The sequence below is a fragment of the Parablautia muri genome (genome assembly GCF_009917485.1).
GTDB lineage: Bacteria > Bacillota > Clostridia > Lachnospirales > Lachnospiraceae > Suilimivivens > Suilimivivens muri.
The window spans coordinates 104,692-124,274 of sequence record NZ_QZDT01000006.1 but is presented as its reverse complement, the minus strand read 5'-3'; the positions used below and the strand labels follow the sequence as shown (position 1 = coordinate 124,274).

At 40.9% G+C, this 19,583-nt stretch carries 17 protein-coding genes; 11 read left to right on the top strand and 6 right to left on the bottom strand.

From position 1 onward, the window contains the following. Positions 1-136: 136 nt before the first annotated feature. The 4 genes from D5281_RS06125 (at position 137) to D5281_RS06110 (ending at position 3,287) form a co-directional block, all read left to right on the top strand. Positions 137-1,360: a phosphoglycerate kinase gene (locus D5281_RS06125; RefSeq protein ID WP_160559261.1), complete on the top strand. Its 1,224-nt coding sequence runs from the start codon at positions 137-139 to the stop codon at positions 1,358-1,360. Then, positions 1,350-1,832 (top strand): hypothetical protein, encoded by a 483-nt coding sequence (locus D5281_RS06120; RefSeq protein ID WP_160559259.1) that lies wholly within the window; start codon positions 1,350-1,352, stop codon positions 1,830-1,832. The genes D5281_RS06125 and D5281_RS06120 overlap by 11 nt, the downstream gene beginning before the upstream one ends. Continuing rightward, positions 1,811-2,557 (top strand): triose-phosphate isomerase, encoded by a 747-nt coding sequence (gene tpiA, locus D5281_RS06115; protein ID WP_160559257.1) that lies wholly within the window; start codon positions 1,811-1,813, stop codon positions 2,555-2,557. The genes D5281_RS06120 and tpiA overlap by 22 nt, the downstream gene beginning before the upstream one ends. A gap of 178 nt (positions 2,558-2,735) precedes the next feature. Further along, entirely contained in the window at positions 2,736-3,287 is a 552-nt protein-coding gene (locus tag D5281_RS06110; protein WP_160559256.1) for a VanZ family protein, read from the top strand. A 135-nt stretch (positions 3,288-3,422) separates the two neighbouring features. Here D5281_RS06110 and D5281_RS06105 read toward each other — a convergent pair whose 3' ends face one another. Next, the gene (locus D5281_RS06105; protein WP_160559254.1) at positions 3,423-4,523 is read right to left on the bottom strand and encodes a prephenate dehydrogenase/arogenate dehydrogenase family protein; all 1,101 of its coding nucleotides are present in this window, start codon (positions 4,521-4,523) and stop codon (positions 3,423-3,425) included. Then, positions 4,513-5,553 carry a 3-deoxy-7-phosphoheptulonate synthase gene (gene aroF, locus D5281_RS06100; RefSeq protein ID WP_160559253.1) on the bottom strand — a complete coding sequence of 347 codons (1,041 nt, stop codon included), beginning with the start codon at positions 5,551-5,553 and terminating at the stop codon, positions 4,513-4,515. Before aroF ends, D5281_RS06105 begins: the two co-directional genes overlap by 11 nt. Before the next feature lie 355 nt (positions 5,554-5,908). Here aroF and D5281_RS06095 point away from each other — a divergent pair, with 355 nt between their 5' ends. The 3 genes from D5281_RS06095 (at position 5,909) to leuS (ending at position 12,526) form a co-directional block, all read left to right on the top strand. Further along, positions 5,909-7,999 carry an elongation factor G gene (locus tag D5281_RS06095; protein ID WP_160559252.1) on the top strand — a complete coding sequence of 697 codons (2,091 nt, stop codon included), beginning with the start codon at positions 5,909-5,911 and terminating at the stop codon, positions 7,997-7,999. 261 nt (positions 8,000-8,260) lie between these two features. Then, positions 8,261-9,907 (top strand): CvpA family protein, encoded by a 1,647-nt coding sequence (locus tag D5281_RS06090; protein ID WP_160559250.1) that lies wholly within the window; start codon positions 8,261-8,263, stop codon positions 9,905-9,907. Between the two features lie 207 nt (positions 9,908-10,114). Then, the gene (leuS, locus tag D5281_RS06085; RefSeq protein ID WP_160559248.1) at positions 10,115-12,526 is read left to right on the top strand and encodes a leucine--tRNA ligase; all 2,412 of its coding nucleotides are present in this window, start codon (positions 10,115-10,117) and stop codon (positions 12,524-12,526) included. Between the two features lie 151 nt (positions 12,527-12,677). Here the strand turns inward: leuS and D5281_RS06080 are convergent, their stop codons facing one another. From D5281_RS06080 to D5281_RS06070, 3 genes are all read right to left on the bottom strand, one after another. After that, positions 12,678-12,947 carry a hypothetical protein gene (locus D5281_RS06080; protein ID WP_160559247.1) on the bottom strand — a complete coding sequence of 90 codons (270 nt, stop codon included), beginning with the start codon at positions 12,945-12,947 and terminating at the stop codon, positions 12,678-12,680. Continuing rightward, a complete protein-coding gene (locus tag D5281_RS06075) occupies positions 12,937-13,629 on the bottom strand; it encodes a hypothetical protein (RefSeq protein ID WP_160559245.1) in 693 nt (230 codons plus the stop codon). The genes D5281_RS06080 and D5281_RS06075 overlap by 11 nt, the downstream gene beginning before the upstream one ends. A gap of 118 nt (positions 13,630-13,747) precedes the next feature. After that, positions 13,748-13,987: a chorion class high-cysteine HCB protein 13 gene (locus D5281_RS06070; RefSeq protein WP_160559244.1), complete on the bottom strand. Its 240-nt coding sequence runs from the start codon at positions 13,985-13,987 to the stop codon at positions 13,748-13,750. Between the two features lie 322 nt (positions 13,988-14,309). Between D5281_RS06070 and D5281_RS06065 the strand changes: the two genes are divergently transcribed. From D5281_RS06065 to D5281_RS06055, 3 genes are read left to right on the top strand one after another with little or no spacing between them, the layout of a single operon-like run. Then, positions 14,310-15,728 (top strand): hypothetical protein, encoded by a 1,419-nt coding sequence (locus D5281_RS06065; RefSeq protein ID WP_160559243.1) that lies wholly within the window; start codon positions 14,310-14,312, stop codon positions 15,726-15,728. Beyond that, the gene (locus D5281_RS06060) at positions 15,670-16,575 is read left to right on the top strand and encodes a hypothetical protein (RefSeq protein ID WP_160559241.1); all 906 of its coding nucleotides are present in this window, start codon (positions 15,670-15,672) and stop codon (positions 16,573-16,575) included. Before D5281_RS06065 ends, D5281_RS06060 begins: the two co-directional genes overlap by 59 nt. Continuing rightward, the gene (locus D5281_RS06055) at positions 16,520-18,097 is read left to right on the top strand and encodes a hypothetical protein (RefSeq protein WP_160559240.1); all 1,578 of its coding nucleotides are present in this window, start codon (positions 16,520-16,522) and stop codon (positions 18,095-18,097) included. Before D5281_RS06060 ends, D5281_RS06055 begins: the two co-directional genes overlap by 56 nt. 277 nt (positions 18,098-18,374) lie before the next feature. Here D5281_RS06055 and D5281_RS06050 read toward each other — a convergent pair whose 3' ends face one another. Next, entirely contained in the window at positions 18,375-19,034 is a 660-nt protein-coding gene (locus D5281_RS06050; RefSeq protein ID WP_160559239.1) for a helix-turn-helix domain-containing protein, read from the bottom strand. Between the two features lie 195 nt (positions 19,035-19,229). Here D5281_RS06050 and D5281_RS06045 point away from each other — a divergent pair, with 195 nt between their 5' ends. Beyond that, positions 19,230-19,442 carry a hypothetical protein gene (locus tag D5281_RS06045; protein WP_160559237.1) on the top strand — a complete coding sequence of 71 codons (213 nt, stop codon included), beginning with the start codon at positions 19,230-19,232 and terminating at the stop codon, positions 19,440-19,442. Positions 19,443-19,583: the final 141 nt, after the last annotated feature.

Genomic DNA, 19,583 nt, shown 5'->3' with positions numbered 1-19,583 from the left:
CCATCGGGCGAAGCAAGGTAGTGCCTGTTTCATATGAAAGATGTTTGGCGGATCCTGGCAGCTGTTGTTGATAGAAAGCTGTTCTGGGAAACGGGACAGAGTTTGATTTATAAAATGAATTGTGGAGGAATGAATCATGGGATTAAATAAGAAATCAGTTGATGATATCAACGTAGCAGGAAAGCGCGTACTTGTAAGATGCGATTTCAACGTACCTCTTAAAAACGGTGAGATTACAGACGAAACACGTATCGTTGCAGCCCTTCCTACAATCAACAAGTTATTAAAAGACGGCGGAAAAGTAATTCTCTGCTCTCATCTTGGCAAAGTGAAAAACGGCCCTAACGAAGGCGAATCATTGGCGTCTGTTGCTAAGAGGCTTTCCGAAAAACTTGGCAAGGACGTTAATTTCGTTGCAGATTATAATGTAACTGGCGAGGCTGCTACGGCAGCGGTTGCTGCTATGAAGGAAGGAGATGTGGTTCTGCTTCAGAATACACGTTTCCGTGGCAAAGAAGAGACAAAGAACGGCGAAGAATTCAGCAAAGAGTTAGCTGACTTAGCTGATGTCTATGTTTGCGATGCTTTTGGTTCTTCCCATAGGGCACATGCATCTGTTGCAGGCGTAACAGAGTGCATTCGTGCAAAGGGCGGCGAGTGTGCAGTTGGATATTTGATGCAGAAGGAAATTGATTTCCTTGGAAATGCAGTGGAAAATCCTGTAAGGCCTTTCGTTGCAATCCTTGGCGGAGCTAAAGTGGCGGATAAGCTTAACGTTATCAACAACCTGCTCGAAAAATGCGATACCCTGATTATTGGCGGCGGTATGGCTTTCACCTTCTTAAAAGCACAGGGCTATGAGATTGGAAAATCTCTGGTAGATGATGAGAAGCTTGATTACTGTAAGGAAATGATGGATAAGGCGCAGAAGCTTGGAAAGAAATTGCTGCTTCCTGTAGATACCACAATTGCAGCTTCTTTCCCGAACCCGATTGACGCTGAAATTGAAGTGTCCGTTGTTGACGCTGACAAGATTCCTGCTGATATGGAAGGACTTGATATTGGACCTAAGACAGCGGAATTATATGCAGATGCCGTTAAGTCTGCTAAAACCGTTGTCTGGAATGGACCTATGGGTGTATTTGAGAACCCTGTTCTTGCGAAAGGCACCATTGCAGTTGCAAAATCCCTTGCAGAGACAGACGCAACAACGATCATTGGTGGCGGCGATTCCGCAGCGGCAGTTAACCAGTTAGGCTTTGCTGACAAGATGAGTCACATTTCCACAGGCGGCGGCGCTTCTCTTGAGTTCTTAGAAGGTAAGGAGCTTCCCGGCGTAGCTGCAGCGGATGATAAATAAAATCCCGCAAACTTTAAAACCTTTTAAAGCATATCTGTGTTTGATGTCTGCCGGTATTGGTTTAGGCCTTCTGTGCCTTATGTATTTGTTTTATGTGACCATTGTAAAATGGGCGGCTTTAAAAGTAGAGGCATCAGGAGAAAAAACAATGACGGTTGCCGGAATAGTAGCGGTGACAATGGGAAATGTTGTATGTTCTGATGATGAATGTGTGGCGGTCGAATACTATTATGAATGGGATGGCGCTGTTTATATGTGGGTTTCGGCATTTGCGAATGCAGATTACGCTGTAAATACCAAAGTCCCTGTTACTTATTGCCTGGGAATGGGAATCGGCTCTTGCTTTGTGGTAGGTTTTTTGAAAAAATACATGCTGATTTTAGGTGTAATAGCATTTATCCTGTTTGTGTCAGGATATATTATGAATTTGAAAAGGAAGGAAATAAGAAAATGGCAAGAAGAAAAATTGTAGCCGGCAACTGGAAGATGAATATGACTCCCAGTGAGGCAGTAAAATTATGTGGTGAATTAAAGGATTTGGTTAAATCTGATGATGTAGATGTGGTTTACTGCGTTCCGGCAATTGATATTGTACCCGTTGTGGAAGCTGTTAAGGGAACCAACGTTGAGGTTGGCGCTGAAAATATGTACTTTGAAGAAAAAGGCGCATACACAGGCGAGATTTCGGCAGCTATGATCAAGGATGCAGGCGCAAAGTATGTGATTATCGGGCATTCCGAGAGACGTGATTACTTTAAAGAGGATGATGCTTTATTAAACAAGAAAGTAAAGAAAGCATTTGAAGCTGGCCTTACGCCAATCCTTTGCTGCGGCGAGACCTTAGAACAGAGAGAGATGGGGATTACCCTTGACTGGATCCGTATGCAGATCAAATCTGACCTTGTTGGCATCAGCGCAGATCAGGTTGCATCTATGGTTATCGCTTATGAGCCTATCTGGGCAATCGGAACAGGCAAGACAGCTACCACCGAGCAGGCGCAGGAAGTTTGTAAGGCAGTCCGTGACTGTGTAGCGGAGATTTATGATGCGGCTACGGCAGATGCGGTTCGCATTCAGTACGGTGGTTCCGTAAATGCCGGCAATGCGGCGGAATTATTTGCACAGCCTGACATTGACGGTGGTTTGGTTGGCGGCGCTTCTTTGAAGGCTGACTTTGGCAAGATTGTGAACTATTGATACCACGGGCATAAATTGTAATTGAGATAGCAAAAAGCACTAGGTATAAGAAGGACAATTCTGTACCTAGTGTTTTTTATACCAATAATCCATTTTGGGATTGTATATTCTGATGATTTCTTTAGGTTATGCAGCCTCGGATTTTGGAAAACTGGATTTTTAGGGAGTTAAAAATAGTTTGAAGGTTAAAAAGATTTACACGGTAGTAGTAATGATATTGCTGATCGGCTTATATATTGCCATATTTCGCTTTTCTGCCCAGGATGCGGAAGAATCGTCTAATCTCAGTAGAAAAGTAACGGAAATAATTTTGCAGGTTTATTACCGGTTAATTGGAAGTACACGGGGCGGTGCAGGAGACAGTGGAGCTGTGGAAATATGGGATTACGCGTTGGAGAACGTGATCAGAAAAACTGCTCATTTTACAGAATATATGTGCATGGGGTTTTTGTCATATAGTGTTGTGGTTTTGTGGTATAAGCCCTTGTGGAAAGGACGTATTCTTGTATTTTTGCAGCTTTTGATTTCTGCCGGGTTAGATGAACTTCACCAATATTTTGTGCCTGGAAGATGGGCATCTATAAAAGATGTTGTAATCGATACTGCAGGCGGTGCAGTGGGAATTTTGCTGATGATTATATTTGATAAAATCAGGAAGAAAAGTAAGAAGAAAGTGAAAAGAAATACAATGGGAAAAATGGAAAGAGCCCAAAGTAATTGGTCAGGGTAAATCCTGTACCACTACCGGAGAGCTCTTTTACATATAAATTGGCTTATGAAATGAAACAGCGTTTGGCTTATTTGGCCTGTCCTGTAAACGGGCAAGGGATTGGTCCATCAAAGCAGCATGGAAGCGTATGGATATTTATTTTGGATAAATGGTATACCCTTTGGAAGCCAGAATTTCTGCCGCTTTTTTGATACTGGATTCTTCGTAAAATTCTACCTGCAATACGCCGTCCGCCTGCTCCCGGTTATGGGTAATGCCAATGTTTTTGATACTGATTTGATACAAGGCTAGTATAGTGGCAATGGCGGCTAAGGCGCCTGGCTCATCTGCAATGTCAATGCGGACGGTGAAGGATTTTTTGATGGGGCCGCTGGAAGCGTCAATAAATGAATCCCTGTAAATCCGCGCCTGATCAAAAAACTGGTACAGTGATTCGGCTCCTGACCGATCAATTTCCTTTTTAATCTGTATCAGGGAATGAATATAGTCATCCAGCAGACGGGAAATATTTTCACCATTTGTTAGACAGATCTGCTGCCACATCACCGGCGAGGAGGAGGCAATTCTTGTGATATCCTTAAAACCGCCAGCGGCAATCAGCTTCATGATACCGTTAGGAGAATCAGACTGTCTGATTAAATTGACAAGAGATGCGGCTGCCACATGGGGAAGATGGCTGATTGCAGCGGTAACATAATCGTGCTCCGTATAGGAAAGAAGTAAGGGAATAGCGCCTAAAGAAGCAATCAATTCTTTGAATTCGCGGATCGTTTCTTGAGATATACCCTCACAGGGCGTCAAAATATAATAAGCATTTTGAAGAAGCAGGGTTTTTGAGTTGATGTAACCGGTCCGTTCGCTGCCTGCCATAGGATGTCCGCCGATAAATTGTGATGAAAGGCCGGCTTGTTCAATATGCCTGTGAATATCCGTTTTTACACTGCCTACATCCGTGAGCAGGCAGGTGGGAGACATATATTTTTTTATTTGGCTTAAATAATTATCATTTTCCGATACGGGAGCACATAAAAAAATGTAATCACAGCCTGAAAATTCTTTGCCAATGGAGGAAAGGGACAGATTGATAACGCCATCCGCAAGGGCGGCCTTAAGGGCTTCCTGATTGATATCATATGCGAGAATATAGCTGTCCGGATAAAAATCGCGGATTGCCCTGGCAATAGAGCCGCCAATAAGTCCCAATCCAACAAAGCCGCAGGTAAAATCAGTTTTCATGGGAGCCTCCCTGAATATGAAATTCTCTGTTTACCAGCTGGCAGTAAGGAGAAAGCTCGCTGGCAAGAGCAGCAAATTTTGCAAAGGTAAGGGACTGAGGGCCGTCTGATAAGGCGTGGGCAGGGTCATTATGCACTTCGATCATAAGGCCGTCCGCGTTGCAGGCAGTTGCAGCCTTTGCCATGGGCGCTACATATTTGTAGGAACCGGTGGAGTGGGACGGATCCACAATAATAGGAAGGTGTGTCCTTTGCTGAAGCACAGGAACGGCGCTTAAGTCAAGTGTGTTGCGTGTGGAGGTCTCAAAGGTACGAATACCCCGCTCACAAAGCACAACATTAGGATTACCCTCGGCAATGATATATTCGGCTGCGTTTAACCACTCATCAATGGTAGCGCACAGACCTCTTTTTAAAAGCACGGGAAGGCCGGATTGTCCTGCTTCCTTTAAAAGGATAAAATTCTGCATATTCCGGGCGCCTATCTGAATCATATCCACATATTTAACAGCGGCCTCAATGGCATCTAAGCTCACAACCTCACATATCGTAGAAAGACCTGTTGCCGCCTTGGCTTCCTGCATATATTTAAGGCCTTCCTCCTCAAGTCCCTGAAAAGAGTAGGGGGAGGTACGGGGCTTATAAGCGCCTCCTCGCAGAATGGTAGCGCCAGCTGCTTTTACTGCCTTGGCGATGGTAAAAAGCTGCTCCTTTGTTTCCACGGCACAGGGGCCTGCCATAATGGTAAAATTACCGGGGCCAATGGTGGTATTCCCCACCTTGACAGTGGTAGGCTCCGGATGGAATTTTTTATTGGCAAGTTTATAGCTTTCTGTTACAGGAAGAATATGGTCTACATCCTTAAAAATAGTCAGGTTTTCAGTGGAAATTCTGGACTTATCGCCCACAATACCAATAATGGTAACCTCCTCGCCCTGAGAAAGATGAACTTGAAGCCCATGATCTTCAATATATTTGGTGACAGCCTGAATGCTCTGCTGGGCTGCCCTTGGTTTCATTACAACAATCATTTTGTTTTTCTCCTCTCTAAGCAATGGTCTGTAATCGCTTTCTGCCCACACAATATAACACTTCAACGTGTGAAAGTCAATATGAATTAACCGTATAAAGTTTTTTGAACGTTTTTTGGCACGTATCTGTCCAACGATTCGAACTATTTCATTAAGATTGATATAATTGTGTAAAATCGCATGATTTTACTTGTGTAAAAGACAAAAATTTAGTAAAATATCCATATGGGAAATTTGAAATCAGGAAAATCTGAGAAAATAGTGTGAAAAATAAATTATTCACACAAAAAATTTGTGCCTGTTATTATGCTTTAAGCATAACGAATTTGCTGGCAGGCGAGAATGGAGGACTTATATGAATATTTACACAACGGACAAGATTCGAAACGTAGCTTTGCTTGGCCATGGCGGATGTGGTAAGACCAGTCTGGCGGAAGCTATGGCATATTTATCAGGTATTACATCCAGACTGGGGAAAGTGACAGATGGCAATACCGTTAGTGATTTTGGCAAGGAAGAACAAAAGAGAAAGATATCTATCAGTACTTCCGTGATTCCGGTAGAATGGGAAGGCTATAAGATTAATATATTAGATACCCCAGGTTTTTTTGATTTTGCAGGTGAAGTTGAGGAAGCAATCAGCGCAGCAGGCGCTGCTATTATCGTTGTAAATGGTAAATCAGGTGTGGAGGTTGGAACCCAGAAGGCGTGGGAATTGTGTGAGAAATATAAGCTGCCCCGTATGATTTATGTCAGCAACATGGATGTGGACAACGCTTCTTTCAGACAAGTAGTGGAGGACATGACCCAGATGTTTGGCAAGAAGATGGCGCCTTTCCACTTGCCAATTCGTGAAAAGGAAAAATTTGTAGGATATGTAAATGTTATCACTGAGACAGGTAACAGGTGGCAGGGCAAGGATGTTGTGGAATGTGAGGTTCCCGAGTACAACAAAGCAAATCTGCAGCTGTGCCGTGACACCCTGATGGAGTCAGTTGCAGAGACCAGTGAAGAAATGATGGAGCGTTACTTTGGCGGAGAAACCTTCTCCGAGGCGGAAATAAGAGCAGCCCTTCGGACAAACGTATGTGATGGAAGCATTGTGCCTATGTGTATGGGATCTAATGTGCTTTGCCAGGGGATGTACACGCTGTTAGACGACATCATCAAATACTTCCCCAGCCCTGAAAACAGGGTAGTGGCAGGTATCAACATGAAGACAAATGATATCTACCATGCGGATTATGATTTTGCAAAGGCTAAATCAGCTTACATCTGGAAGACAATCGTAGATCCTTTCATGGGCAAGTATTCTTTGATCAAGGTAAATTCGGGTGTACTGAAATCGGATGATGTTTTGTATAATGTAGATAAAGATATTGAAGAAAAAATAGGCAAGCTGTATGTTCTGCAGGGGAATAAACCGATTGAAGTAAAAGAGCTGCATGCGGGCGATATCGGCGCTCTTGCCAAGCTGACTGCTGCAAGGACAGGCGACAGCTTATCTACTAAGGCAACCACGATTAAGTTCGGTAAGTGGGAGATGCCCAAGCCTTATACATATATGCGTTATGTTCCTAAGAACAAAGGGGATGTGGATAAGATTTCACAGGCCCTCCAGAAGATTTCACATGAAGATCAGACCATGAAGTATGTGAATGATTCCGAGAACAGACAGATGCTTCTTTACGGAATGGGAGATTTGCACCTTGAGGTGATTTCCAGTAAGCTGTTAAACGAATATAAGGTGGAAATTGAATTATCAGTGCCTAAGGTTGCCTTTAGAGAGACCATTCGTAAGACATCCGATGTGGAATACAAATATAAGAAACAATCAGGCGGCCATGGGCAGTACGGTCATGTAAAGATGAAATTTGAGCCTTCAGGCAATTTAGAGGAAGCGTATGTTTTTGAGCAGATTGTAGTGGGCGGTGCAGTCCCGAAGAACTACTTCCCGGCAGTTGAAAAGGGAATTCAGGAATCTGTGCAGAAAGGACCAATGGCGGCTTATCCTGTTGTAGGCGTGAAAGCGATTCTCTACGATGGTTCCTACCATCCGGTAGATTCCTCTGAAATGGCGTTTAAGATGGCAACCATTCAGGCTTTCAAGAAAGGCTTCATGGAGGCGCATCCTGTTTTGCTTGAACCTATTGTATCCTTGAAGGTAACAGTGCCGGATTCTTATACAGGTGATGTTATGGGGGATTTGAATAAGAGAAGGGGACGTGTGCTTGGCATGAATCCTACGGTCGGCGGAAAACAGGTAATTGAGGCAGATGTTCCTATGATGGGACTGTTTGGGTATTGTACGGATCTTCGCTCTATGACCGGCGGCCGGGGCGAGTATGAATATGAGTTCTCACGCTATGAGCAGGCGCCTTCAGATGTACAGGAGAAGGAGGTTGCTGCAAGAGCTGCTAAGATTGCAGAAGGGTCGGATGATTAAAATAAAAATGACGAAAGCTCTTTTTAGAGGAAGGTAGATTGAAAAATCAGAGACTGCGGCATAGATTTTTCAATCGGCAAATTTGACTTGATGTCAAATTTGCGGGTTATTAAAATCGAAGAATTCGTATGATAGGGTGCTGTATATGGGGGTATACAGTATCCTATTGTATTTTGGGTTAAGAAATTGTATAATCTATCCAATGGAAGAATGCTGGCGTCAGTATCACAGACATAGCTTGTGATATGCAGGGGGATAATTATGAAAGAAAAGAAGATAGTGAGCAAAATAGTGATTGCTTTGATAGGATTTACAGGGCTGTTTATTTATTATTATGTGACCATACCTGCAATTAATATTCATTCATCAGGAACATGGGGCGCATTGTTTTTGCTGGTATTGCTTTTGCTGGCGGTTTGTATTTTAAAGCAGCTTAAGAAGGATAAACAAATCGGCGTAGAGGGCGAGAATTTATTTCGCTTTCAATTAAAAGAAAGCAGCCTGATGGTTAAAGTATTAGGAGGACTTTTGGTTTTACTTGGCGTTGTGTATTTTGTGGGTGCGCTTTTATCCTCGCCTTTTTTCAATGCGGCGAAATATCAAAGACTGCTTTCCATAGAAGAAAGAGCATTTACGGATGATATTAAACAGGTTGACTATAAGACAATCCCATTGCTTGATAAAGATTCCGCATCATTGCTTGGCAACAGGAAAATGGGAAGTATGGTGGATATGGTTTCCCAGTTTGAGGTATCCGGCGACTACGCGCAGATTAACTATCAGGGAAAGCCGGTCCGTGTGACGCCGCTGACCTATGCAAGCCCGATAAAGTGGTTAACTAACCAGAAAAACGGAATACCGGCTTACATTTTGATTGACATGACAACACAGAATACGGAATGTGTCAAGCTCACGGAAGGAATCCGCTATTCCAAGGGGGAATACTTTAATAGAAATATTTACAGGCATTTGCGGTTCAGATATCCAACTTATATCTTTGATGAACAGATTTTCTTTGAGATAGACGAGGAGGGAACACCCTACTGGGTGTGCCCTGTCAAAAAGTTTAATATTGGTCTTTTCGGCGGACAAACCATAGGAAGGGTGGTGCTCTGCAATGCCCAGACGGGAGAGTGCGTTGACTATGCAGTTGAGGATGTACCGGCCTGGATTGATAAAGTATATTCGGCAGAGCTTTTGGTACAATTGTACGATTATTCAGGAATATTAAAGCATGGCTTCTGGAATTCGGTATTAGGACAGAAGGACTGCCTGCAGTCAACCAATGGCTATAATTACATTGCTCTTGAGGATGATGTGTGGGTTTACACCGGCATTACAAGCGTCAGTGGCGACCAGTCCAATGTGGGATTTGTTTTGATGAACCAGCGTACTATGGAAACCCGTTCCTATAAGGTGGAGGGCGCAATTGAAGACTCTGCTATGTCTTCCGCAGAGGGACAGGTTCAGAATTTAGGATACCGTGCAACCTTCCCGCTACTTTTAAACATTGCGGATGAACCCACCTATTTCATGGCGCTTAAGGATGGAGCAGGGCTGGTTAAAAAATATGCTATGGTAAATGTCCAAAAATATCAGTGGGTAGCCATTGGGGACACCGTGCAGGAGTGTGAAAAAAATTATACGGAGCTTTTGAATACCAATGGCATAGTAAGCATCTCCCAGGATTTGAGCAAGAGCATCACAGGGAAGATTGAAAGCATCTCACCGATTGTATTAGAAGGAAATACCCATTATTACATTTGCCTGGAAAATAAGAAAGACATTTTTGATATAGATATGTCTGACACTGATTTGATTCAAATCATACGATATCAGGTGGGAGATGCCATAACAATAGAATACCTGGAAGGCTATGGTCTGAACGAGGTGCGGGGCATAAAATAACTTTCAATGATAGTTCACAGACGCCTTTGCAAATGGCACGGGCCGGACTGTTACGACTTTCATGAATGATTTACTGGCACAGTGTCATGAATGATTTCCCCGCACAGTTGACTTTTTCCCATAATATAGGTAAAATTAGGACTGGTTTTATATATAACCTTATATCGGTACCAGAGAGGGCGGTACCTGCAAGAATGGAGGATTCAGATGGTGGCACCATATAATCACAGAGAAGTAGAAACAAAATGGCAGAGGATTTGGGATGAGGAAAGGGCATTTAAAACCTCTGATGATTATTCGAAACCGAAATATTATGCTTTGGTAGAATTCCCTTACCCCTCAGGGCAGGGATTACATGTAGGGCATCCAAGGCCTTATACGGCACTGGATATTGTTTCCCGTAAGAGAAGAATGCAGGGCTATAATGTACTATTCCCTATGGGATGGGATGCATTTGGTCTCCCTACGGAAAATTATGCAATCAACAATCACATACATCCAAAGATCGTAACCAAAAATAATGTGGAGCGTTTTAAAGGGCAGCTTCATGCCCTGGGTTATTCTTTTGATTGGGACAGAGAAATTAATACCACAGATGTGGGATACTATAAATGGACACAGTGGATTTTCCTGAAATTATTTAAGGCGGGGTTAGCTTATAAGGCGGAGATGCCGATTAACTGGTGTACCTCCTGTAAGGTAGGGCTTGCCAATGAGGAGGTAGTAAATGGTGTGTGCGAGCGCTGCGGCAGCGAGGTGGTCCGCAGGGTTAAGAGCCAGTGGATGCTGAAAATCACCGAATATGCGGATAAGCTGTTAGAAGGCCTTGACAGTGTGGACTATGTGGAGCGCGTAAAGGTTTCCCAGAAGAACTGGATTGGCAAATCTACCGGAGCTGAGGTTGATTTTATTCTGAAAGGTAAAGAGGATAAAATGACCATTTACACCACAAGGCCGGATACCCTGTTTGGCGTAACCTATATGGTTATGAGCCCGGAGCATCCTTTTATTGATAAATACAAAGAGGATATTAAAAACTGGGAGGATGTAGTCTCATATAGAGAAATGGCATCCAGAAAGTCAGATTTTGAGCGTACGGAGCTGGCCAAGGATAAGACTGGTGTTATGCTGGATGGCCTTTCGGCAGTGAATCCTGTCAACGGGAAGGAAGTTCCTGTATGGATTTCCGATTATGTATTAATGTCCTACGGAACAGGCGCTATTATGGCAGTGCCGGCCCATGACGAGAGAGACTGGGAATTTGCCAAGAAATTTGATATGCCGATTATTGAAGTGGTGGCGGGGAGTCCTGTGGATGTAAATGAGGCTGTTTTTACGGATGTGGCCACCGGAACCCTTGTGAATTCTGATTTTCTGAATGGTCTTTCTGTGGAGGAGGCAAAAGAGAGAATCGTTTCATTTTTAGTAGAAAAAGGAATCGGACATAAAAAGACCAACTTTAAGCTTCGGGATTGGGTGTTTTCCAGGCAGCGCTATTGGGGTGAGCCTATTCCAATCGTAAAATGTGAAAAATGCGGCTATGTGCCGATTCCGGAAAGTGAGCTTCCGTTAGAGCTGCCGGAAGTGGAAAGCTATATACCTACGGACAACGGGGAGTCACCTCTCGCCCACATGACAGAATGGGTAAAGACTACCTGTCCATGTTGTAAAGGTCCCGCAATGAGAGAAACGGACACCATGCCTCAGTGGGCAGGTTCTTCCTGGTATTTCCTCCGGTATACGGATCCCAATAATGATAAGGAGTTAGCGAGCAAAGAGGCATTGAATTATTGGATGCCTGTTGACTGGTACAACGGAGGAATGGAGCATACAACGCTGCATCTGCTTTACTCTCGCTTTTGGCATAGATTTTTGTATGATGAGAAAGTAGTTCCCTGCCCGGAGCCTTACAAAAAAAGAACTTCCCACGGAATGATTTTGGGCTCTAATGGAGAGAAAATGAGCAAATCCCGTGGAAATGTGGTAAATCCTGATGATATCGTGAGGGATTACGGGGCGGATACCCTGCGCACCTACGAAATGTTCATCGGAGCGTTTGAACTGAGCGCAGCATGGAGCGAGGATGGTGTTAAAGGCTGCCGCAGATTCTTAGAGAGAGTTTGGAAACTGCAGGAGATTGTGACGGGGGAGGATGCATATTCAAAGGATTTGGAAGTAAAAATGCATCAAACCATCAAAAAGGTCAGCAATGATTTTGAAAGCCTGAAATATAATACGGCGATTGCCGCTATGATGGCTTTGATTAATGAATTTTACAGGAAAAATGCAGTTACCAGAGGAGAATTTAAAACCCTGCTTACCCTGCTTAATCCTGTAGCGCCTCATATCACGGAGGAAATCTGGCAGAGGATGGGCTATGAGGGACGGATTTATCAGATGACATGGCCTGAATTTGAGGAAGAAAAAACAAAGGAATCCACCATAGAGATAGCAGTTCAGATTAATGGAAAGACAAGAGCCACTTTGGCGATTGCAAGGGATGAGGAGAAGGATGCTGTAATCGCAGGGGCAAAGGAAGTTATTGCAGATAAATTGACCGGAAACATTATAAAAGAGATTTATGTGCCAGGCAGAATTGTGAATATTGTAATGAAATAGTAGCTGGAAAGTAAAAAAGAAGAAACAAAAGTCCTGATAGGCAGATATGGGACCGGAGTTTCTTCTTTTTTTATAATAAAGGGGGCACAAAGCGCGGCAGTTTGTTGTTTCCTTTTCCTGATATTTTTACTACAAATTTTAAGGAATGCAGCTATTTGCGAGAGCGCAGGGCCATAACCTTCTCGATTTTAGAAAGCTCGTCAGGAGAGGCATATTTTCTTAACACTGCCACAATGGCATTTATTTCATCATCTGAGAAGGATACCTTCTTTTCCTGTCCGCGTTTGGCAACGGCCATGAGAAAGGGGAGCATCTGTTCCTTTTTCAGATTGCTGCTTTCAAAGACAAGCGCCTGTAGAAATTCAAGCTTGTATGGTTCGATATTTTTTAAAGATTCATCCTGCATCCAATTATTCTGCATGTTGATTACCTCCAAACATTTCATACATTTGTTTTTGCTCCGGTGTGAGCATATTCATCAGCATGTTCATCATATTAAATCCTCCGGTTTCAGGCGGAGGGGTGCTGTTGACACTATCGTCATTGTCGCTGCTATTATCATTTCCTCTGTCATTATCATCCTTATCGGAGCCGTTTGGGGAAAAGTGACTACTATCATCCTGCTTAGCGCCATCAAAAGAAAAGTCATTGCGATTGCCCGAATTGCTCAAGCCATCTCCCCCAAAAAAGGCGCTAAAAGCGTTATTCATAGATGAATCCCCCATAAAATCGGCCATGTCAGGCATGAAATCCTTCATCATATCCATGGTTTTGGATATTTCCTTATACATTTCTATACCCTGAAAGACGCCTTTAATTTGCTCTAGCTGCCTGCGTTCGCTTTCGGTACAAAAGGGGAACAGTTCCGCACACATTTTGAAAATATCAAAGGATGACTCCTTTGGGGCGCAGCTGTACAGGCGATGAGGATGCTTTTTGAAATAGTCAATCGTGTAGTTTAATTCCAGAAATTTAATAAAAATAGCCATTGACTTTTGCGTCTGATTATCCATATAAGAAAGTATGATTTTTAACATTTGTATATGGTTGGTGCAAAAGAGAGTGTCAAATGCAATTACCTTGTTGTGCTCATTTGAATCCATACCTGCTCCTTCCCACCTGTTTCCATATTTTATGATGTGGATTCATTGTGTATGCAGAAAAATAGGCTCTTTTCAGAGCCTACTTTTCAGACATGATGAAAAGAAATGCTTGCTTTAATTAGCAACCACAGCCGCAGCCATTGCCACCGTTGTTGCCACAGCAGGACAGCAAGAGGATAATCCAGATGAGGTCGCATCCGCAGCCATTGTCAGAATTTCCGCTGAAGAAACCGCCATTGCCGCCGCATCCGCCACAGCAGGACAGTAAGAGGATAATCCAGATTAAAGAACTGCATCCAAATCCATTGTTATTGTTGGTGCTTGCGCATCCACATCCGGTAGCTGTTAAATCACTCATATATAGCCTCCAAAATTTTTTTGTTTTATGGTTTATCATATGTGTATGGCTTGTATGTGTTTCAACCATTGCAAAATTTTTTTTGCATCTTATTTTATGATGCAAAATTTTTAGCAGGAGACAGTCGTATGTAATATGGTAATACGAAATATACTTATAGCAGTATTTAAAATGAATTATTGTTCTTATTTTGCAGAAAAACGTGAAAATATTAAATATTTTGTGAAATTTTATTCCAATTAATAAATATTTGATGTAGAATGGAATAAGTTTCCTGTTGGATGGTGTGTGAAGGCAAATTCTGATAATATGATGGGAGATTATGAAGGATAGAAAGATAAAAAATATATTAGATGACAACTCTGAGACAAGGAAAAATTGGGTTTGGTTTTCCTTTCTTGTGTTGGGATGGATTTGTATTATCTTGGCATTGGGTGTGGATTTAAACTGGTTTTGGTATTATAAATTGGAAATGCTGATTAAGCCGGATTTGGCGTTCAAAATTAAACACGCATTATGGAATGCATCGGCGGAAATGTGTGGAAATGTTATAACTTATGGTACAATGCTTGCTGCGGTTGTTTTGTTTTTTTATGGGGTAATTGATAACCGGAGGCTGGGGATACCTTATAGGCGTCTGGCTGCTTATACGATAGGGTCGCGTACAATTCCCATTATGTTTGTGGTGAATTGGATATTATCCCTAAGTACATATGTGCTTCATTATTTGGAGTTGAGATATACGGTGTATGCAGTTATGCTGTATGTTTTGGTGGTACAGACTTTTGTAATGATACAAATTCTTATGTCAACGTCTTTTAGACATTGCAAAAAAGTTATTTGCAAAGTTGAACGAAAAAAATATATGGCGGGCCTTAAATTGGAAGAAAATTATGACAATGAATGGTTCTATTTTTTAGGGCATTTGGAGCGGGCAATTCAAAGTGATGAATTTATTTCGGATAAAAAAGAACTTTTGGCAGATTTCCTGAGAATTCCTATCAGCCAGAAGGAAGGAAAGAAAATGAATGAAAATTGGATTGAGCAGGAATATAAGGAATTTAAGAAGCAGGAGAGAATCTATGAGTTCTATTTTTTTAATATATTCTTTTCTTTCCGGAATTTTAACGAAGATGAAAACGATATGGAGCGAAATCAGTTATATAAAGACATTAGTGACTTTATCATGCACCTGTCAACTGAGATGAAAATGAATGATATTGCAGACGGGAAACAGCTATCGGTAATAGAACAAGTATATCATATGGTAATTTCAGGTGTTATGAATGGAATGATTGCCAGTAATGCGGAAAGAAGTTGGAAAATTTGTGATACAATTTTTTCCGACTTAGCAGATATTCTGCCTGATGAAATTTTCACACGCCAATTACAATTGTTTGTCCTTTTTCTGGAATTGCAATCAGTTATCAATTCCGATATTTCTTTTAAATGTAAAAAAATAGAAAAAATGTGTTATTGGAGGCAGGTTCGGACAGAAGATATTCCTTTTTTATCATATTCATGGGAAGTATGGACTAATTTGTGTACAATATCGGATACTGAAAAAATAAGACATTTTGGAGCTGCCATAGATACAATGAGCGGCAGGAGGAATTCGTCAAATATAATATTTGGGATGCTGATATCGGCAAAGAGAACAGAAGAAACTGAGGGAGTAGCTTATGGAAAAAAACATGTCAATAAGAATACTGCAATTAAAAAACAACTTTCTGCGAGATGATATAAATCCAAATAAGGAACCGTTGGGACCGTATTGCGTAATAGGCTATTTTGACGCATTTGCTATATCAAAAGAGGAGGCGGTAGATGAAAGAAATTTCAACTCATGGAAATGCCTTGGAAAATTGACTTCAGAATTGGCTGGGAATGTTAACTGCCGTATGCTGATTTGTTTTACGGAAGATAGCGAAAAAGACAGAAAATTTTGGGAAGCACAGGAAGAAGCCTTATTTTTCATTACAATGATAAGATTAAAGAAGGAAAACATATGTTTTAAGGAACAGGAAAAAATCAAGAAGAAACTGGATGAGGCGGAAAAGAGCATTAGTTACTGGTCTTATGACCATAGTGAGATTATTGTGGTCACAAAAACAAAAAAGTATAGCGATGGGATACGGAAAGTGATGGAGCTCCGCGAGGTATGCAGCGCACTGAAAATGTATACGGTCTTTGCAATGAAGGAAGATATCCTGGCATCCTATGAAAAAATTGAAAATGCAATTGAAGATGAGAAGGTTTCCATCAGATTACACTGCATGGTGAAGGACTACCAAAAAGCCGGAATATTTAAAAAAAAGTTGGAAGATGGCTTATCCCAACGAAATGGGAGAAAGATAAAAATACGTAAGTTTGAAACTTTTGGTGGATATGACTGGCTGATGGAAGTGGATCAGATTTCGATATATAGCATATTAGAACATTATAAAATGAAAAGATTATTAACTCATGCCAATGAAATTTATAATGAAGCATTTTTTAATGTGGAATCTGAAATCTTAACACAGGAGGAAGATGATGATGCTGGGGTGGATAGCAACTCAGAGGAAGGAACTGATAACGATATATAATCAATGTAAGGGAAAACAGCCGGTTCTGGAGGCATTTTCTGTGTATTTGCTCAGAATATTAAACGGTTTGTCACAGATGTCCAGCAGTCAGTTTTATGATTATGAGCTTCAGATTCTGGAAGAAGCCATGAGATTATTTTTTATTTACTATATAGAGCAGGTTAATAAAGCTTTATCAGACAAAGTTAGGGCAAAAGAGAAGAAGGATATTATTGAAGATATAGAGTATGCAATCAGTAAGATATCCAATGTGTATAAAAATGTTATTGACGGCACCGCTAATTCTGACCGACAAATGCTTACAAGTCAGGCAGTAGAAACAAATATTTATGATTTATCGCCCAAATTATTTATAACGTATTCTGCAATTCTGACAACGCTTGTTCGTTTATTCCATAAACAGGATAAATATGCTTTTTTATTGCATCCTTCCCTGAAAAGTAATATTGAAACAGAAAATCTTTTTAATATGCGGGAAAAAGAAGGAAAAGTCGTATTAATCTATATTCCTGAGACGGAAATTGAAAAAATCCATCAGACACCGATATATCTCCTGCATGAAGTATATCATGTGCTGACGAAGGAGGAACGGTGCAGGGTTGATCGTGCCCGGCGTATGGAAACTCATGTGCTGAATGCCATTTCCCAGCGATTATTCAGAAATGTAAATTTTGATTGTATTGTTACAGAAAAATTATTTGGCGATACAAAAGTAGATGATATCATTAAGAAGGAACTGGTGGAACGGTGGTTTCCAATTGATAGACGGATAGAAAAATATGAGACAATAACAGATGAGCGTTTTTTCTATAGGAAAAATATATCCCAGAATATATGTGATGGCTGGAATGATATGTTAAGCAATATTTTTGTATCCCTGGGCGAAGATATTCTTGTGGCGATTAGTGGAAAAACATTTAAGTATAGAGAGGAAAGAGTTCTGTTTACATGCATCAAGGAGATAGAATGGGCTATACATAACAATCTGGTAGAGATAATATCCGGCAATCTTGTGGCGGAATATGTATCATTGTATATGTCGGTTTATAGAGAGGCATATGCAGATGTTGCCTGTATTCTTACAATAGGAATATCGCCGGAGGAGTATAAAGGAGTATTCAAGAATTCGGAACTCACAATATCAAAAGATATATCAGATCCGGAAACCGTACGGGCTTTGCGGATTCATGTTGTGGCACACGCAGTCAGTAGATGTACTGGCATAAGTTATAAAGAAGAATGGGAAAAATACAGCAAAGAAAATGATTTTAGAAAGCGAAGGGAAAAAGGGGAAAAGGGGAAGGAAGACGCGGACTTAATCAGGAAACAGAATGACAGAATCTCTATTTTGGAAGATGATTTAAAGTGGCTGGAAAGAATAATGAAGATGTGCAGCGGAAAACTCTGGGAAATTCTAGGCGATAAGGATAGTAAGTTTAACAGATTCCGCGATATCGTAAAAAATTTAGATATCTTTGAAATATTAAACGGAAAAACCATTGATGATTTGCAAAATCTGTAAAATCATGTGCCGCCATACTTCCCAGAGCTTTTTTCAAACTTGCCTCCAGGACAGCTTAATCGGATAGGAGAGATTTCTTTCCTGTGGACGAGCAGCCTGTAAGATGCCAATGTGGGCAAACGTCTCTGCCAGGCCTAAACATAAAAAGAAAATTAAAAAATTACTTCTTACACGAATTTAAAGTTTATTTTAAAAGTGTAAGAAGTAATTTTTTTGACAATTTGCATATACTATAATAAGATATGCCATTAAATTATATTCTGGATATGTTCCGAAGTTAAAAATTAATGGCCTCAATTTTGCTTTGTAATGGCGTTACTTTTTCATGAGAGGAGGCTTCACCATTCGTGCTGCTAGAGCTCAAAAAGGCATTGATAAAATTGTCAGTTTTAATTTTATTTAGTCGTTTTCCTAAACGGCGGCTAAGACATTCATGAAGATCTTTTAGCTCAGGAACATTTTCGCATATTAATTCAAGCTGAGAATATGCATTAGGAAGAACGTATAATGCAAGCAGCAAACTACCGCCTATACGGGTAGATGCAAGAAAGAAAAAGCCTTCTTTAAAGGTGGTATAATAACAGTCGCATTCGCCAAAAGGAAAGAAGCTTTGGGATGAAATATCAGCTAAGGGTATGGGAGGATTTTGAAAATTTAAAATCTCCCAGTTAATTTCATCCGTCTTGGCTCTGTTTAGGAGGGTTAAAATAAGCCGTTTGTTGTCAGTGTCATGATTAGTAGAATGACTGACAAGTTCATCAAGAGAGACACCAAAATAATTGGCAATATCTAAAACCCGGTCTAGAGAAGGCGTGTTTTTGCTCCAGCGTGAAATCAGGCCTGGGGAATAAAATAAATCTGATTCCAGACGGGAAATGGATATTTTATTCTTTTTGCAAAGCGCACGTATGTTGTTAAGCAATACGCTAGTATCCATATAGAACCTCCTGTAATGTTGAGTCATTTTTAAAAGTAAAACGATTAAATTTATTGCAAAATGGGATGTGATTTGAATAAATTTTCAAAATTGAAGTTAATTACATTATACTAAAACATTGATAAGCATGTCAAGTAATGTTACAGTAGTATTCTACTAATATTACTTATTAAATAAAAGAGTGGAGGGTTGGATATGGTATTATACGTGGAGGATAATAGGGATTCTTTGTTAGAAATCCATAAAGATGCACCCAACATAGCCGCTCCGTATGTTGAATCGGACAAAAACTATAGCTTTTCTGAATTTGATCCGGTTGCTGATTATTTGATTAAGGGTTATGAGAAGGGGACAGAGAACAGTTATGCGGCTGATTTAAATGAGAAGTACCCGTTGCTTGGAAGATGAATTGTGATAGAGTTTAATTGGGTGAAAATGAAATATATTTCAAAGAACAAGTGATTGACTTTTATAGAAAGGTAATTGCTTGTTTTTTTGATGATAACATTTCCCGGTTTCAAATACAGAGGTTTCAATTAGTAATTTTTA

Bases quoted from the DNA above. Each gene is read 5' to 3' on its own strand.
- leuS (WP_160559248.1), top strand. From the start codon at position 10,115: ATGGTGGCACCATATAATCACAGAGAAGTAGAAACAAAATGGCAGAGG.
- D5281_RS06095 (WP_160559252.1), top strand. From the start codon at position 5,909: ATGAATATTTACACAACGGACAAGATTCGAAACGTAGCTTTGCTTGGC.
- D5281_RS06055 (WP_160559240.1), top strand. From the start codon at position 16,520: ATGATGATGCTGGGGTGGATAGCAACTCAGAGGAAGGAACTGATAACG.
- D5281_RS06050 (WP_160559239.1), bottom strand. From the start codon at position 19,034: ATGGATACTAGCGTATTGCTTAACAACATACGTGCGCTTTGCAAAAAG.
- D5281_RS06070 (WP_160559244.1), bottom strand. From the start codon at position 13,987: ATGAGTGATTTAACAGCTACCGGATGTGGATGCGCAAGCACCAACAAT.
- D5281_RS06060 (WP_160559241.1), top strand. From the start codon at position 15,670: ATGGAAAAAAACATGTCAATAAGAATACTGCAATTAAAAAACAACTTT.
- D5281_RS06125 (WP_160559261.1), top strand. From the start codon at position 137: ATGGGATTAAATAAGAAATCAGTTGATGATATCAACGTAGCAGGAAAG.
- D5281_RS06065 (WP_160559243.1), top strand. From the start codon at position 14,310: ATGAAGGATAGAAAGATAAAAAATATATTAGATGACAACTCTGAGACA.
- D5281_RS06045 (WP_160559237.1), top strand. From the start codon at position 19,230: ATGGTATTATACGTGGAGGATAATAGGGATTCTTTGTTAGAAATCCAT.
- D5281_RS06120 (WP_160559259.1), top strand. From the start codon at position 1,350: ATGATAAATAAAATCCCGCAAACTTTAAAACCTTTTAAAGCATATCTG.
- D5281_RS06090 (WP_160559250.1), top strand. From the start codon at position 8,261: ATGAAAGAAAAGAAGATAGTGAGCAAAATAGTGATTGCTTTGATAGGA.
- aroF (WP_160559253.1), bottom strand. From the start codon at position 5,553: ATGATTGTTGTAATGAAACCAAGGGCAGCCCAGCAGAGCATTCAGGCT.
- D5281_RS06075 (WP_160559245.1), bottom strand. From the start codon at position 13,629: ATGGATTCAAATGAGCACAACAAGGTAATTGCATTTGACACTCTCTTT.
- D5281_RS06105 (WP_160559254.1), bottom strand. From the start codon at position 4,523: ATGAAAACTGATTTTACCTGCGGCTTTGTTGGATTGGGACTTATTGGC.
- tpiA (WP_160559257.1), top strand. From the start codon at position 1,811: ATGGCAAGAAGAAAAATTGTAGCCGGCAACTGGAAGATGAATATGACT.
- D5281_RS06080 (WP_160559247.1), bottom strand. From the start codon at position 12,947: ATGCAGAATAATTGGATGCAGGATGAATCTTTAAAAAATATCGAACCA.